Raw genomic sequence first — 15,431 nt, 5'->3', positions numbered from 1 at the left:
GGGTTCGCGACCGTCCACCTCCCGATCCATGCGGGCGGCCTGTTCACGCACAACGCCGTGATCCCGGTGCTCCTCGCGGCCTTGCTCCTGCTGGTCATGTACGACGGCCGTCACGCCGTGTGGGCGGCGCTGGCGCTCGCGCTCGCGTTCGTGACGCGCCCCACCTGCGCACCGGTGATCGTCGTACTGAGCGCCTTCGTCGCGGTTCACCGGCCGCAGGCGTGGCCTCGCTACGCGCTGCTGGGCGCGACGTCCGCCGCGGCATTCGTCGCATGGTCGCTGTGGATGTACGGCACGGTGCTCCCGCCGTACTACTTCAGCTACGACAGCACGTCGCCGTACGTGATGTCGCTCTCGCGATTCGCCCAGGGCCTCGCGGGTCACCTGGTGAGCCCCAATCGTGGGCTCTTCGTGTTCACGCCGATCCTCGTCTTCTCGCTGTGGGGCATGGCGGCAGCCTTCGGCTCGCGCAGCCCGCACGCGGCGCTCTATCGAACCCTCGCGGTCGGCATCGTGGTCTACTGGGTGATGATCTCGTTCCTCGCGCGCAAGTGGTGGGCGGGCTGGTCCTTCGGTCCGCGCCATCTGGCGGAGATCGTCCCATTGCTCGTCGTGCTCCTCGTCCCGGCCATCGACGCCTTCCGGACGTCGTCGCGATCCGTCCAGCTCGCGATCGCTCCGCTCGCTGCGGCAACGTTCCTGTGGAGTCTCTTCGTCGCGGTCCACGGCGCGACCTCGCCGGCGCCGCTGTACTGGAACGCATCGCCCGCCAACGTCGACCAGCATCCCGAGCGCGTCTGGGACTGGCGCGACATGCAGATCCTGCGCGGAGTCGTCCGGTGGTGACCGATCGCGTGCTCCTCTCGTGGCTCGCCGGCGTACCTGCCGGCGCGTTGATCGGGTCCTACCTGTGGCTCGCGCTCGACCACGGAACGCCGTGGCTGCTCGGCACCGTCGTTCACGAGGGCGGCCGCTACACCCTCGCACAGACGATCCTCTACTGGCGTCACTTCCTGCGCGAGCTCCCGGTCGTCGCGCTCTACGCGGCGGCCTCGGTCGCGGCGGCGACGGTGTACGGCCCGCGCTGCACGTCGGCCCCCTCGCGAGCGGTGCGGATTCTGGCGCTCGCCGCAGCCGTGGCCCTCGTCGCCGGCGCGTGGATGGCCGCTGCGCGCGAGTGGGGAGCGGACGTGGCCCGGCGCGAGGTGCTCCAATCGTATCTTCGCGACGACGATGCGCCCGTCGCCGGCATTCACTGGGGATACCACCTGCTCTCGACGCTCGCGTACGTCGCCGCCGCGGTCGTGCTCGGCGTGCTGGTCCAGCGGCTCCTCGACGGCCGCGCCCGTACGCCGCGCAGGGCCGCCCGCATGGTCTGGCTCGGCGGAGTCGGCGTCGCGACCGTCGTTCTGACCATCCTGTGCGGTGGGCTGCCGCTCGATACCTTGGCGGATCCTCGCCACTTGGGGCACCAGGCGCGCGAAGCCGCCACGCATCTCGTCGTGACGCTGCCGCTCGCGTTCGCCGTGCTCCTCGCCGTCGGCCGATGGCAGCCCGACCGATCGCCCTCCCGGGCCTCGAGCGCCGATCTCGCCATCGCGCTCGCCAGCGGCGCCCTCCTGCTCGCCTACCTCGCGATCGGCGCGATCGTCACCGGCGCCGCCCGCGCCGCCCGGCCGGACGCCCGGTTGTCGGCGCTCATCGCCGCGCACGACTTCGAGCACACCCTCGACTACCTCCTCGTCGCGCTGCTGGTGGTGGGGCTTGCGCCGGGCGTGCATCCGCGCGAAGGGGACGCCTCCCCATGACGAGGTCCCTCAGTGTCGTCGGCGGCGGTCCGGCGGGCCTCGCGGTCGCGCACTACGCGACGCGTGCCGGCATTCCGACGACGCTCTTCGAGCGCTCCGCCGAGCTGGGCGGCCTCTGTCGCACCTTCCAGTGCGGCGCGCACCGCTACGACGCCGGCGCGCATCGCTTCCACGACCAGGACCCGGAATCGACCGCCGACGTTCGTGCGCTGCTCGGCACGCGGCTGGTCGCCGTCGAGGCGCCCAGCCGGATCTACGACGGACGCCGCTTCATCGACTTTCCCCCCACGCCGCTCGGGATGCTGCTCTCGGGCGGCATCGCGCAGATCGGCCGCGTCGCGCGCGACCTCGTGCGCAGCCGGCTGCCGGGACCACCGTGCGTGAGCTTCGCCGACTTCGCGATCGCCCAGTTCGGAGAGACGCTCGCCCGTCGCTTCCTCATCCACTACTCGGAGAAGCTCTGGGGCCTTCCCGCCGAGCAGCTCTCGCCGGACATCGCGACGCGGCGGCTGAGCGGCATGACGTTGCGCTCGCTACTGGTCGAGCTGCTGGCGCCGCGCCGCAAGGTCGAGCACATCGACGGGCGCTTCCTGTACCCGCTCGGCGGCTACGGCGAGCTGCCGGCCGCGCTCGCCGCGAGCGTTCCCGCGCGTTCGCTGCGTACCGAGCACGACGTGAGCGGCTTCGAGGTGCGCGACGATCGGATCACGGCGATCCATCTCAAGGGGCGCCCTTCCGTCGAGGTCGCCGACCGGCTCGTCTCGACGCTGCCGGTGACCGTCCTCGTGCGGCTCCTGGGCGACGTCGTGCCCGAGACCGCGCGCCGCGCCGCGGGAACCCTCCGCTTCCGCAGCGTGCGGTTGATGTTCGTTCGCCTCGCCCGATCGCGCGTGTCGCCGAGCGCCTCGCTCTACCTGCCGGACCCGTCGTTGTGCGTCGCACGCGTGACTGAGCCGAAGAACCGCTCGCCGCACATGGCGCCCGCGCACGAGACGTCGCTCGTCGCCGAGGTCCCGTGCTTCGCGGGAGATCCGCTCGCCAAGCTGTCGGACGTCGCGCTCGCGGAACGGGTCACGGACGAGCTCGCCGGGGTCGGCCTCATCGCGCCACGCGAGGTCCTCGAATGGCGCCACCACCTGCTCCCCAACGCCTATCCGGTCTACGCGCTCGACTGGTCGCGGACCGTGGCCGCGGTCGTCGCCGGGCTCCGCCCGCTGCGGAACCTCGACCTGCTCGGTCGCGGCGGGCTCTTCTTCTACAGCCACCTCCACGACCAACTCCGCCTCGGACGGGAATTCGTGCGCCATCTCGGGCGCCCGGAGGCCCGCCCGGACCGCGCGGAATCCCGTGCAGAGCCAATGTGAGCTGACGTGCCGGACGTACTCGACAGCGAGAAATCAACTGCGTTACGATCGGCCGATGCCCGGCCAGCACGTCCAGCGCACGAAGACGGCGCTCGCCTATGGCGCGATGATCGCCGCCGCGATCGCGGTCTTCGGCCTGATCCGCCACGCGGGCCAGGACCTGGTCGCACCTGACGCCCCCACGCTCGCCGCACCGCGAGTGGGCATGTCGAACGCGGCAGGCGACGCCCTGCTCCACATCCTGCTGGCGCTGGTGGTCGTGATCGTCCTCGCCCGCATCGTGGGCGCGCTCTTCAAGTTCCTGAACCAGCCGGCCGTCATCGGCGAGGTGCTCGCGGGGATCCTGCTCGGACCGTCGCTCCTCGGTCGCGTGGCCCCCGACGTGTCGGCGTACGTCCTGCCGCCCACGGTCGCGCCGTTCCTGGGCGTCCTCTCGCAGGTCGGCGTGATCCTCTACATGTTCGTGGTCGGCCTCGAGCTCGACACGAGGCTCCTCCGCCAGCGAACCCACACGACCGTCGCGATCTCGCACGCGAGCATCGTCGCGCCCTTCCTCCTCGGCGCCACGCTCGCGCTCTGGCTCTATCCGCAGCTCTCGTCGAGCAACGTGCCCTTCACGGTCTTCGCGCTCTTCATGGGCGTCTCGATGTCCGTGACCGCGTTCCCGGTGCTCGCACGCATCCTCACCGATCGGCGCATGCACAAGAGCCGGCTCGGGACCATCGCGCTCGCGTGTGCCGCGGTCGACGACGTCACGGCGTGGTGCCTGCTCGCATTCATCGTGGGCGTCGTGCACGCCCAGCCCGGCAGCATCCTGCTGACGCTCGGGCTCACGGCCGGCTACATCGTCGCGGTGCTGACACTCGTCCGGCCGCTCGTCTGGCATCTCGTGCGCTGGCACGCCCGACAGAAGAAGCTCTCGCAGGGCACGCTCGCGCTCGTGTGCGTGGCGCTCCTCCTCTCCGCCCTCACGACGGAATGGATCGGCATTCACGCGCTGTTCGGCGCGTTCCTGCTGGGCGCGTGCGTCCCGCACGACTCCGCGCTCGCGCGCGACCTCCTCGAGAAGCTCGAGGACGTCGTGGTCGTGCTGCTCCTGCCCGCGTTTTTCGCCTTCACCGGCATGCGGACGCAGATCGGGCTCGTGAGCGGCCTCGAACAGTGGCTCGTGTGCGCGACGATCATCTTCGTCGCGTCGCTCGGGAAGTTCGGCGGCACGGCAGTCGCGGCGCGCCTCACCGGCCTCGATTGGCTGCAGGCCTCGTCGCTCGGCATCCTCATGAACACGCGCGGGCTGATGGAGCTGATCGTGCTCAACATCGGCCTCGATCTGGGCGTGCTGTCGCCGACCCTGTTCGCCATGTTCGTCATCATGGCCCTGGTGACGACCCTCGCGACGACGCCGGTGCTGCACGCGCTCACGCTGCGCGAAGCCACCCGCGAGTCCGTCTGGAGCGGGGAAGCCGCCAAGTCGTAGCCCACCCTTCGCGCAGGCGACATTGTGATGCCGACGGCGGACGCGGCGCCGGGGACGTCGACCTCGCGTCCGCTGGCCCCTCGCTGCCTCGAGCGGGTCGGGATGCCTATGACTTTGCGGGGTGAACGTCACGTTTTTGTCGCTCTCGCGCGCGCATCGAACGGCCGAATGACTTGCTCCGGGGTAGCGGAGGTGTGGTACAAAGGGGGCTCACTTTTTCGCGGAGGAACCTGATTGTGAGCAAACCCGACGTAGACGTGGCGATCATCGGTGGAGGGCCGGCCGGCTCGAGCATGGCGGCCTATCTGGCGAAGGCCGGCGTGAAGTGCACCGTGTTCGAAGGCGAGCTGTTCCCGCGCCCGCACGTCGGCGAGTCGCTCGTCCCGTCGTCCACGCGCGTGTTCAGCGACCTCGACTTCCTGAAGACGATGGAGGCGCGCAAGTTCCCGCACAAGTGGGGCGCCGCCTGGACCGCCACCGGCGTCAAGATCTACGACGTCGACTGGGAGGACCTGAAGGAAGACCGTAACGGCCAGCCGCTCCCCGAGAAGAACGGCAACGAGACGGAAGCGATCATCCGCTTCGAGGAGCGCGACCAGCCCGGCGTCAACCAGAACTACACGTACCACGTCGACCGCGGCGAGTTCGACAACGAGCTGCTCCACCACGCGCACCGCCTCGGCGCCTCGGTCGCCGAGGGCGTGCTCGTGCGCCAGGTCGACTTCCAGAACGGCGAGTTCCCGAAGCTGCACTACTCGGTCGGCGGCAAGGACATGTCGTCGACGGCACGCCTCGTCGTCGACGCCAGCGGCCGCAAGACCTTCCTCGGCAAGCAGCTGAAGCTCCGCGTCAAGGACCCGGTGTTCGACCAGTACGCGATCCACACGTGGTTCCGCGGCTACGATCGCAAGGTCTGGGCGAAGTACGACGCCCAGGTGGACTACATCTTCATCCACTTCCTGCCCGAGGCGAACACCTGGCTCTGGCAGATCCCGATCACCGACGACGTCACCAGCATCGGCGTCGTGACCCAGCGCCAGCATTTCGCGAAGACGGCGAAGTCCCGCGAGGAGCTCTTCTGGGAGACCGTCGCGACGCGGCCCGACCTGGCCGAGACGCTCCGCCGCGCCGAGCAGGTGCGACCCTTCACGGCGGAAGGCGACTACAGCTACGCCATGAAGCAGATCTGCGGCGACGGCTGGCTCATGGTCGGCGACGCCGGCCGCTTCGTCGACCCGATCTTCTCGACCGGCGTCAGCATCGCGCTCAACAGCTCGCGCTTCGCGCACAAGGACATCCTGGCCGCGCTCGAAAAGGGCGACGTCTCGAAGCAGGCGTTCCAGAACTTCGAAACGACCATCCGGCACGGCACGAGCAACTGGTACAAGTTCATCTCGGTCTACTACCGGCTGAACGTGCTGTTCACGTACTTCATCATCGATCCCCGCTACCGCCTGGACGTGCTGAAGCTCCTGCAGGGCGACGTGTACGACGAGGGCGAGCCGCCGGTGCTCGAGCGCATGCGCGACATGGTCCGCGAGGTCGAAAAGAACGAGCGGCACATCTGGCACAAGCTGCTGAACGACATGACGGCCGACGCCTTCAAGCCGCTCTTCTGAGGTCGATGCCCGCGGTGTGACGGCGCACTGAACCGGTGCTAGCGTAGCGCGCGTTTTGGCCCGGTTCGCAGCAGGCGGAGCGAGAAGCGCCCCGACCGTTCGCACGGTCGAGGTCGCGCCCCCGAGCCTGGGCGACGAGCTCACCTGGCTCTTTCTCGCCGCGACGGCCGTCCTCGTGGTCGTGATCTACGTCGTGGCGTTCGAGACGTACGGCACGGGGCGTTCCGACCCGGCGAGCGCCGCACGGTCCCTGCTCCCGTTCCAGGTCCTGTTCAAGGATCTCCCGGGCGGCGAGCAACGCGTTTTTCGCGCCATGCAGGAAGGCGCCGGCGAGGCGGTGCGAGCCCGCGGCGAGAGCGGTAGCTGGCCGTCGGTCGCTTCGTTGTCGGACGCGGGCGTTCCGCCCTTCGCGCCCGATCCTCTCGACAAGGCGCGACGTCAATGGAGCGAACGCCGCGAAGGGCTCGTCGTGAACTACCTCGGCGTCCCGTCGTCAGCGGACGGCGCCCCCCTGTTCCTCATCCTCGCGCAGGAACCCGACCCCGTGACCGGGGAGAAGCCGCCACCGCCGTCGGTCGTCGACGAGGAGCACCAGCTCCTGCCCGACGGCACGCTCCTGCACGTCACGTACTGGAAGCGCGCGGGGGGCGACGTGCGCCCGGGCATCATCGGCGATCCCGCCATCGCCGGCTGGCAGCAGATCCGGGTCACGAGCCCGGCAGAGGAGATGGATCGATGGCGCGATCGCCTGTTTCGCGATTCCTAGCCGTCTTCGCGCTCGCGTTCGCGGTGTGGAATCCGCAGGCGCGCGCGGCGGCCCCGCTCAAGGTCGGCGTCACGCTGCACCCCTACTATTCCTGGACGGCGAACGTCATCCGCGGAACGGACGTCGAGATCCGGCCCATCCTGCCGGGCGAGGTCGACGCCGGCGACTACCAGCCGCGGCCCCAGGACATCGCGAAGCTGGGCGATCTCGACGCCATCGTCGTCAACGGCGTCGGCCATGACGACTTCATCTTCGACATGATCAAGGCCTCGGGGAACACGACCCTCGCCGTCGTGAAGCCGAACGAGGGCGTCCCGCTCTTGAAGGCCGCGAACGGCGGCACCGTCAACTCGCACACGTTCATCTCGTTCTCGAACGCGATCCAGCAGACGTACGCGATCGCGAACGCCCTCGGCGCCCTCCGCCCGGAGCTGGCCGAGACGTTCCGGAAGAACGCCGCCGACTACGCGCGGCGCCTGCGCGCCATCAAGAGCCGCGCCGCCGAGCGGCTGGTCGACGCGCGCGTGAACCGCGTCGTCACCGTCCACGACGGCTACGGCTACCTCATGCAGGAGTTCGGCATCGAGATCGCCGGTGTGGTCGAGCCGGCGCACGGCCTCGTCCCGTCGGCCCAGGAGCTCGGGAAGATGGTCGACCTCCTCACGCGCGAGAAGATCACCGTCGTGTTCAGCGAGGAGACGTTCCCGGAGGCCCTCCTGAAGGTCCTGCGCGACGAGGGCCATGCGCGCGTGTACATCATCAGCCACATCGCCTCGGGTGCGTACACCCCCGACAAGTTCGAGATGGAGATGCAGAAGAACGTCGACGCCATGGTGACGGCGCTCGTGACCGACGCGAGCAAGTAGGCATGCGCGGCCCCGTCCTGCTCGAGATCGACGACGTCACGGTGCAGCGCGACGGCCGGCGCCTGCTCTCCGGCGTGTCGCTGGCCGTGGACCACGGCTCGGTGCACCTCCTGGTGGGCCCGAACGGCGCCGGCAAGAGCACGCTCTTTGCGGCGGTCCTCGGCCGCGTCGATTTCACGGGCAGCATCCGGTTCCACTGGCGGGCGACCGCGGACATCGGCTACGTGCCGCAGTCGTTCGCGGTCGATCGCACGCTGCCGGTCACGGTGGGCGAGTTCCTGGCGCTCTCGCGGCAGCGCCGGCCGGTGTGTTTCGGCATCGCGAGCGCGCTTCGATCCCGCATCGAGGAGCTCCTGGAGCGCGTTGGCCTGCCCGGCTTCGCGTCGCGCCTCCTCTCCGGCCTCTCGGGTGGCGAGCTCCAGCGCGTGCTCCTCGCCAACGCCATCGATCCGGTGCCCGAGATGCTGCTTCTCGACGAGCCGGCGAGCGGCCTCGACGAGACCGCAGTCGGGCAACTCGAGCGCCTCCTCGACGACCTCAAGCGGTCGGCGCGCACCGGCATCCTCATGGTATCGCACGATCTCGAGCAGGCCCGTCGCATCGCCGACGACGTGACCCTCCTCGACCGCAGCGTGCGGCGAACGGGTCCGCCCGACGCCGTGCTCACCAGGGACCTGGCGGGCGCGTTCGCCTCGGCCGCGGGGATCGTGGAGCCGTGACCGACCTCTATGCATGGCTCGCCGCGCTCGCCGAGCGCGGCACGCTGCCGGACGCGTTCCGCTACGCGTTCTTCACCCGCGGGCTCATCTCGGTGTTCGTCCTGGCGCCGCTGCTGGGCGGCATGAGCCATCTCGTCGTCGCCCGGCGGCTCTCCTTCTTCAGTGCGGCGCTCGGGCAGGCGGCGCTGACGGGCCTCACGATCGGCATCGTGCTGGGCGAGCCGCTGAACGGCGCCTACGGCGGCATCTTCGGGTTCTGCTTCCTGTCGGCGCTCGCCATGGTCGCCATCAAGCGCCACGCCTCCCTGCCGTCCGACACGCTCGTCGGCGTCTTCCTGTCGATGACGCTCGGGCTCGGCATCTGTCTGCTGGTCGCGGTCACCAAGCGCTTCAACATCCACCAGGTCGAGGCAGTGATGTTCGGCAGCCTGCTCACCGTGACGGACGCCGACCTGGCGCTCCTGCTCGGGATCGGCGTCGTCGTGACGCTCGCGCTCGCCTGGATCTACAACCGCCTGCTGCTCGACAGCCTCGACCCGGCGCTCGCGGGCGTCCGCGGCGTGCCGTCGGCGCTCATCGACTACGTGTTCGTCGTCCTGCTCACGGCGGCGATCGTGGTCAGCCTGAAGGTGATCGGTGCCCTGCTCGTCGAGGCGATGGTCGTCGTCCCGGCGGCGGCGGCGCGCAATCTCGCGCGCGACACCCGGAGCTACCTCGGCCTCAGCATCGCGACCGCACTGCTCGCGGGCGTGACGGGTCTCTTCATCTCGAGCCGGCTGCAGGTCCCGAGCGGCGGCGCCGTGGTGCTGGCGCTCAGCGTGCTCTTCTTCTGCACGCTCGCGCTGGGCTGGCTCCGCGCGCTCGCGCGCGGCGATCGGCCTGCCTAGGAAGCCGATCCGGGCTTGTCGGTCCGCGGACGTCCGTCGACGGTGACGCGCATCCGCTCGAGCTCCCGGCGCGCCTTCTCGAGCGCCGCCTGCGCGTCGGCGAGGCTCTCGGCCTGGCCGCCGCGATCGAGCTCGGCCGCGATCGCGTCGAGCGAGCTCCCGTTGGCGTCCGCGTGCGGCTCGCGCGCGGGCAGCGCATCCTGCCGGCGCGCGGCGATGAGCGCGCCGCAGCGGCCGAGCGCCAGACGAAAGGCTTCGCGCGACACCGGCTTGGCGATGTAGTCGTCCATGCCCGCGGCCAGGCACCGCTCGCGGTCGCCCTGCATGGCATGCGCGGTCATCGCGATGATGGGAAGGCGCGATCCCCCCGCCTCGCGACGGCGTACCTCGCGTGTCGCCGCGAGGCCGTCCATCACCGGCATCTGCACGTCCATCAGCACGAAGTCGTAGAACGTTCGCCCCAGCGCCTCGAGGGCATCCAGGCCGTTGGCGACCGAGTCGCACTGGCAGCCGAGCGTCTCCAGCATGGTGTGGGCGATCTTCTGGTTGACGGGGTTGTCCTCGACGATGAGGGCCCGGAGGGGGGCGTCCGGCGCGATCGGCGCGCTCGGCGCGCGCATGAGCGGGCGCTCCTCCCGGCGACCCGAGAGCACCTGCACCAGCGTGTCGCAGAGCTGCGACTGGCGCACGGGCTTCGAGAGCCCCGCGTCGAAACCCATCGCGCGCACCGCCTCGTTGCCGCCTCGCACGGCCCCGATCGACGACAGCAGCACGAGCGGCGTCCCCGCGAGCCGCGGATTGCGGCGGATCAACCGTGCAGTCGTGCGACCGTCCATCTCCGGCATCTGCATGTCGAGGATCACGAGGCCGAACGGATCGTCGTCGACGGCCTGCCGGAGCGCGGCGATCGCCTCGTCGCCGCTCGACACCTCGCGCGTGCGGCAACCCCACGCCCGGAGCTGCTCGCGCAGGATCACCCGATTCGTCGCGTTGTCGTCCACCACGAGCACACGGACACCGCGCAGCACGGCCGGCGCGCTCCCGGCGGCCTCTTCGGTGATGCGCTGCCGCGGCAACGTCATGCGAACCCAGAACGTGCTCCCCTGCCCCACCGCGCTCTCGAGGCCGACCGTCCCGCCGAGCAGCTCGACGAGCTGCCGCGAGATGGTGAGCCCGAGCCCCGTGCCGCCGTGCCGGCGCGTCGAGCTGCCGTCGACCTGCGTGAAGCTCTCGAAGATGGCGCCCTGCCGCTCGGGCACGATGCCGATGCCGGTGTCGCGCACCGAGAGCTCGAAGGTGAGGTCGTCGTCGGTCTCCGCGAGGGTGCGCAGCGCGATCGTCACTTCGCCCCGGTCGGTGAACTTGATCGCGTTGCCGACCAGGTTCGTGAGCACCTGCCGGAGCCGGCTCGGATCGCCCTGCACCAGGCCCGGGAAGTCGGGGGGGATGGCGGACGCGAGCTCGAGCCCCTTCTCGTTGGCCTTCGGCGCGAGAAAATCCGCCACCTCTTCGACCACGACGCGCAGGTCCAGGTCGACGCGCTCGATCGTCATCTTGCCGGCCTCGATCTTCGAGAAGTCGAGGATGTCGTTGATGACGGTGAGCAGCGTGTCGCTGCAGCGCCGGATCGTGAGCGCATAGTCGCGCTGCTCGTCGCTCAGCGTCGTGTCGAGCAGGATGTCGGTCATGCCGATCACGCCGTTCATCGGCGTGCGGATCTCGTGGCTCATGTTGGCGAGGAACTCGGACTTCGCACGCGTGGACGCCAGCGCGTCGTCGCGGGCGCGCGACAGCTCCTCGACGTACCGCTCGAGCTGCCGGCGGCTGCGCTGCCGCTCGAGGGCGATGCTCGCGATGCCGACGATCCCGTCGACGAGCGAGAGCTCCCAGGCGTCGGGCACGCGCGGCGCACTGTCGTAGAGGGCGAATGCACCGAGGGGCGCACCGTCGGGCGAGCGGATCGCTTCGGACCACCCCGCGAGGAGCCCTTCCCGTTTGGCGACCGCCTGCCCGCGGATCCAGCGCTCGTCCGCTCGGGTGAGCTCCATCTCGACGACGCGCTGAAAGCGGCGGCGGCCCCAGTCGGCGTCGGCCGGGCTCGTGTCGATGCCGTCCATCAGGTCGATGAAGTCCGCGGGCAGGTTGAGCGTGCGAACGACCTTCAGGTGCTTGCCCGCCTCGTCGAACGTGAGCAGCGCGCAGCGCGCGGTCGGCCATTGCTCGGCGAAGATCCCGACCAGCGCTTCGAGCACGTCGTCGGACGACGCATCGGCGGCGATCAGCTCCAAGACCCGCTGCTGGCCGCGGCGCTGCAGATCGAGCGCCGTCCGCTCGAGCCGCTGCCGCTCGAACGTCGACGCCGCGTAGACGCTGGCGCCGAACGCCGACACGACGCACACGACGAGGTTGGCCGTGACGTCGGGACAGCCGTAGGTGCTGAGCGCGAACGAGACGCTCGCGACCGCCGTCAGCACCATGTGGGGCCGCGGGCCCCACGGAAAGAAGATGGCGCCGCCGAGCGTGACGACCGAGAGGATGTAGGCCGCCATGAGCGGCTCGTCGAGCTGAACCGAGATCGCGCCCGGCACGAAGCCGAGCAGGCACGCCGCCGGGACGACGTTGCGAAGCGTCCGCTGCCAGGTGCGCCCGCGCGCCGCCGACACGAGGATAGCACCGCACGCGTACAGGCAGGCGCAGAGCAGCTTCGTGAGCAGCAGCGTCGAGAGATGCGGCCCGCCCGACCGCAGGTCGACGAGCATGCTGAAGACCGTCGCCACGGCGCCGAACGAGAGCACCGCACGCACGCGCTCGACGAGCACATGCTTCGTCTCTTCGTGCAGGATGTCCCGGACGAACCGGGACGCTTTCGGGCGCATGAGCACGGCGCGGGCACGGGTGCCCACCGCCCGTCAAAGCAAGTGCCATGCCCCTCGCGCCCCCGGACGACGCGCCTTCCGTGGTCCCGATCACGCGAACCGGGGTGTCACAACGTCGACACCGGGACAGGGACTTGTTCAACGAAGTGCGTCGAGGTACGCGCGCACCGCGGCATCGAGGCCAAGAAAGAGCGCGTCGGCGACGAGCGCGTGACCGATCGACACCTCGAGCAGCCCCGGCAGATGCCGTGCGAGGTACGGCAGATTCACGAGATCGAGGTCGTGTCCTGCGTTGAGGCCGAGCCCCGTCGCACCCGCCGCGACGGCTGCCCGCCGATACGTCTCGAAGACCGCCGGTCCGTCCGGCGTCTCGAACGCCCGCGCGTAGCGCTCGGTGTAGAGCTCCACCCGGTCGGCGCCGAGACCGCGCGCGGCGGCCATGTGGGCCTCGATCGGGTCCGCGAACAGGCTCACGCGGATGCCGTGCTCGTGAAGCCGCGCGATCACCGGCGCCAGCCACCCGAGGTCGGAACCCAGCGCCCAGCCGGCGTTTGACGTGTGCGCGTCGGGTGCATCGGGGACGAGCGTGCACTGCGCGGGCCGGACGCGGCAGACGAGATCCAGAAACTCCGCCGACGGATAGCCTTCGATGTTGAGCTCGACCGTGAGCGCAGCCGCGAGATCGAGCACGTCACGATGGCGGATGTGGCGGCCGTCCGGACGAGGATGGACGGTGATGCCGTGGCAACCCGCCGCGACGGCGGCGCGCGCGGCGCGCACGACGTCGGGCACGGAGCCGCCGCGCGCGTTGCGAAGCGTCGCGACCTTGTTGACGTTGACGGAGAGTCGCACCATCCGGGCCTGACCTATCGCAACCAACGCGCCGCGGCGAGGGGCACGATCGCCGTTGGCACGCTCCTCGCTCATCACTAGGGCGAGAGGTTCTTCCGATGACCGCTGCGCAACGCAACCCACTTCGCGTCTGCAACTGCACCCGGTGCGCCCGTCCCTTCGCGTCCGACGGTGCATACCTCCGCGGCATGTGCCCGAGCTGCATTTCGCTCGTGGTCACCTGCTGGTCGGAGAGCCGCTACCGACGCATGCTGACGGAGCTCGCCGCCGCGGCGGCGTTGCGCGAAGGTCCGCGCGCGCTCATCGCATCGCTCGACGCCGCGCTCGCGCGCCTGCCGGGTGCGTGCCGCCACGCCGTCTACCTGCGCGACGAGCGGCAGGGCAGCTTCCGCCTCGCCGCGCCGTGCGTCGACGCCGCGCGCGCGCTGCCGTCGTGCGTCGCCGAGGCGCTGCACGACTGCGTCGGGCCGGTCGCCACGATCACGCTCGCCGAGCGCGACCCGCGCGTCGGCCCGGCGTGCGGCGCGCTCGGCTGGACGACGGCGGTCGCGCTGCGCGGCGACGAGGGCGTGGTCGGTGTCGCGCTCCTCGGCAGCGCCGACGCGACGGCCGTGTCCGATCCGAAGGACCTCGCGTATCTGAGCCTCGTGGCGAGCGCGGTGGGCGCCGGTCTGGCGCGCGCCCACGCCGTCGGGCTCGATCTGCCGGCCCCGACGAAGGTCGCGCCGCGGTGGCGCTGGGATCGCATCAACGTCAACCGGCTCGGATGGCTCCTCTGACGCGTTGACCGCGCCCCGGCCCGCTCGGTAGACCCATCGGCTCGATGGGGCTCCCGCCACTGCACCGCTACCGGATGCTGGACCTCTCGCGCCAGCTCCCGGGTCCGTTCTGCTCGACCCTGCTCGCCGACCTGGGCATGGACGTGCTGACGATCACGGCGCCGAACGATCCGTTCGCGACCGGCATTCCGTTCCTCGCACGCAACAAGCGGAGCATGACGCTCAACCTGAAGGCCCCCGGCGGCCGCGAGCTCTTCGTGCGGCTCGCGCGCGACGCCGACGTGGTGCTCGAAGGGTTTCGGCCCGGCGTCGCCGCGCGGCTCGGGATCGACTACGAGACGCTGCGTCGCGACAATCCACGGCTCGTCTACTGCGCCATCTCCGGCTACGGGCAGGACGGGCCGTACCGCGATCGCGTCGGCCACGACGTCAACTACCTCGCGCAGGCCGGCGTGCTGGAATACGTGGGCGAGGCCGGGCGCGCGCCCGTCATCCCCGGCGTGCAGATCGCGGACATCGGAGCGGGCTCGCTCATGGCCGCCGTCGGCATTCTCTCCGCGCTCATCGCGCGCGAGACGACCGGGAGCGGCCAGCTCGTCGACGTCGCCATGCTCGACGGCGCGGCAGCGTGGAACGTGTATCACACCGTGCTCTACCTGTTCTCCGGCACACTCCCCACGCGCGGGCGCGAGCAGCTCACGGGACACTTCCCCTGCTACGCCGTCTACGAAACCGCCGACGGGCGCCACCTCACGATCGGCGCGTACGAGGGCCACTTCTGGGCGACGCTCTGCCGGCACTTCGGTCGCGAGGACTTCGTCGCCCTCCAGTGGGCGGAGGGAGAGGAACGCACGCGGATGTTCGCGTTCTTCCGCGACGCCTTCCGGAAGAAGACGCTCGCCGCGTGGACCGCGGAGCTCGGCGCGCTCGACATCTGCTACGCGCCCGTCGCGACGCTCGAAGAAGCCTTCGCCGACCCGCAGCTCCGCCACCGCGGCATGGTCGTCGAGATGCAGACGCCCGCCGGCCCGACCCGCTTCTTCGGCCCACCCATCTCCCTCTCGGACACCCCCGCCTCCATCCGCACCCCACCCGCCACCCTCGGCGCCCACACCGACGACGTCCTGACGTCGCTGGGCCTCGATCCCACCGCCATAGCCACCCTCCGCAAAAACGGCGTCGTGTAGCGTCCACCCGCTGACGATCGCGAGCGACGGGGGCGAAGCGCCAGCGAGCAGAGGGGCTGGCGGGGCACGCGCCGGTCGTCGCGAGGTTGGGGGCAGGGCGGAGGCGCCTGCGAAGCGGCGCGACGGAATGTCTGGGCCGTGGCGCCCTGCATGTTTTCCCGCGCGGCGGAGCCGAAGCCGAAGCCCTGCCCCAACCTCGCGGCACCGAGCTAGACTCAGCGGCTCGAGAAC

General features: G+C 70.5%; 13 protein-coding genes. 11 read left to right on the top strand and 2 right to left on the bottom strand.

Annotated features, from left to right (window positions below; translation table 11 throughout):
* The 9 genes from VMS22_13825 to VMS22_13785 form a co-directional block, all read left to right on the top strand.
* Nucleotides 1-846, top strand: an 846-nt coding sequence (locus tag VMS22_13825; GenBank protein HXJ35105.1) for a hypothetical protein, incomplete at its 5' end; no start/stop codon positions are given.
* Entirely contained in the window at nucleotides 840-1,808 is a 969-nt protein-coding gene (locus tag VMS22_13820) for a hypothetical protein (GenBank protein HXJ35104.1), read from the top strand. The genes VMS22_13825 and VMS22_13820, both read left to right, overlap by 7 nt.
* Nucleotides 1,805-3,172, top strand: coding sequence for an FAD-dependent oxidoreductase (locus VMS22_13815; GenBank protein HXJ35103.1), 1,368 nt, complete (start codon nucleotides 1,805-1,807; stop codon nucleotides 3,170-3,172). Before VMS22_13820 ends, VMS22_13815 begins: the two co-directional genes overlap by 4 nt.
* Before the next feature lie 55 nt (nucleotides 3,173-3,227).
* Entirely contained in the window at nucleotides 3,228-4,649 is a 1,422-nt protein-coding gene (locus tag VMS22_13810; protein ID HXJ35102.1) for a cation:proton antiporter, read from the top strand.
* A 236-nt stretch (nucleotides 4,650-4,885) separates the two neighbouring features.
* Nucleotides 4,886-6,268, top strand: a complete 1,383-nt coding sequence (locus VMS22_13805; GenBank protein ID HXJ35101.1) for an NAD(P)/FAD-dependent oxidoreductase — start codon at nucleotides 4,886-4,888, stop codon at nucleotides 6,266-6,268.
* 55 nt (nucleotides 6,269-6,323) lie between these two features.
* On the top strand, nucleotides 6,324-7,034 hold the full coding sequence (locus tag VMS22_13800) for a hypothetical protein (GenBank protein HXJ35100.1): 711 nt from the start codon (nucleotides 6,324-6,326) through the stop codon (nucleotides 7,032-7,034).
* Nucleotides 7,004-7,900 carry a zinc ABC transporter substrate-binding protein gene (locus VMS22_13795; protein HXJ35099.1) on the top strand — a complete coding sequence of 299 codons (897 nt, stop codon included), beginning with the start codon at nucleotides 7,004-7,006 and terminating at the stop codon, nucleotides 7,898-7,900. The genes VMS22_13800 and VMS22_13795 overlap by 31 nt, the downstream gene beginning before the upstream one ends.
* Before the next feature lie 2 nt (nucleotides 7,901-7,902).
* Nucleotides 7,903-8,619, top strand: coding sequence for a metal ABC transporter ATP-binding protein (locus tag VMS22_13790; protein HXJ35098.1), 717 nt, complete (start codon nucleotides 7,903-7,905; stop codon nucleotides 8,617-8,619).
* Entirely contained in the window at nucleotides 8,616-9,506 is an 891-nt protein-coding gene (locus VMS22_13785) for a metal ABC transporter permease (GenBank protein ID HXJ35097.1), read from the top strand. Before VMS22_13790 ends, VMS22_13785 begins: the two co-directional genes overlap by 4 nt.
* Here the strand turns inward: VMS22_13785 and VMS22_13780 are convergent.
* Both VMS22_13780 and VMS22_13775 read right to left on the bottom strand, forming a co-directional pair.
* Nucleotides 9,503-12,382, bottom strand: a complete 2,880-nt coding sequence (locus VMS22_13780; protein ID HXJ35096.1) for a response regulator — start codon at nucleotides 12,380-12,382, stop codon at nucleotides 9,503-9,505. The genes VMS22_13785 and VMS22_13780 overlap by 4 nt on opposite strands.
* Before the next feature lie 138 nt (nucleotides 12,383-12,520).
* Complete coding sequence (locus VMS22_13775; protein HXJ35095.1) at nucleotides 12,521-13,237, bottom strand: pyridoxine 5'-phosphate synthase; 717 nt, start codon at nucleotides 13,235-13,237, stop codon at nucleotides 12,521-12,523.
* A gap of 95 nt (nucleotides 13,238-13,332) precedes the next feature.
* On the opposite strand from VMS22_13775, the gene VMS22_13770 reads away from it, so the two are divergent.
* Both VMS22_13770 and VMS22_13765 read left to right on the top strand, forming a co-directional pair.
* On the top strand, nucleotides 13,333-14,013 hold the full coding sequence (locus VMS22_13770; protein HXJ35094.1) for a hypothetical protein: 681 nt from the start codon (nucleotides 13,333-13,335) through the stop codon (nucleotides 14,011-14,013).
* Nucleotides 14,014-14,057: 44 nt separating this feature from the next.
* Nucleotides 14,058-15,200 carry a CaiB/BaiF CoA-transferase family protein gene (locus VMS22_13765; protein ID HXJ35093.1) on the top strand — a complete coding sequence of 381 codons (1,143 nt, stop codon included), beginning with the start codon at nucleotides 14,058-14,060 and terminating at the stop codon, nucleotides 15,198-15,200.
* Nucleotides 15,201-15,431: the final 231 nt, after the last annotated feature.

This window comes from Candidatus Eisenbacteria bacterium, from assembly GCA_035577985.1.
In the GTDB taxonomy this organism is placed as follows: domain Bacteria; phylum Desulfobacterota; class Binatia; order DP-6; family DP-6; genus DATJZY01.
Note: the sequence above shows the minus strand (reverse complement) of the source record. Positions and strands in the feature narration are given on the sequence as shown.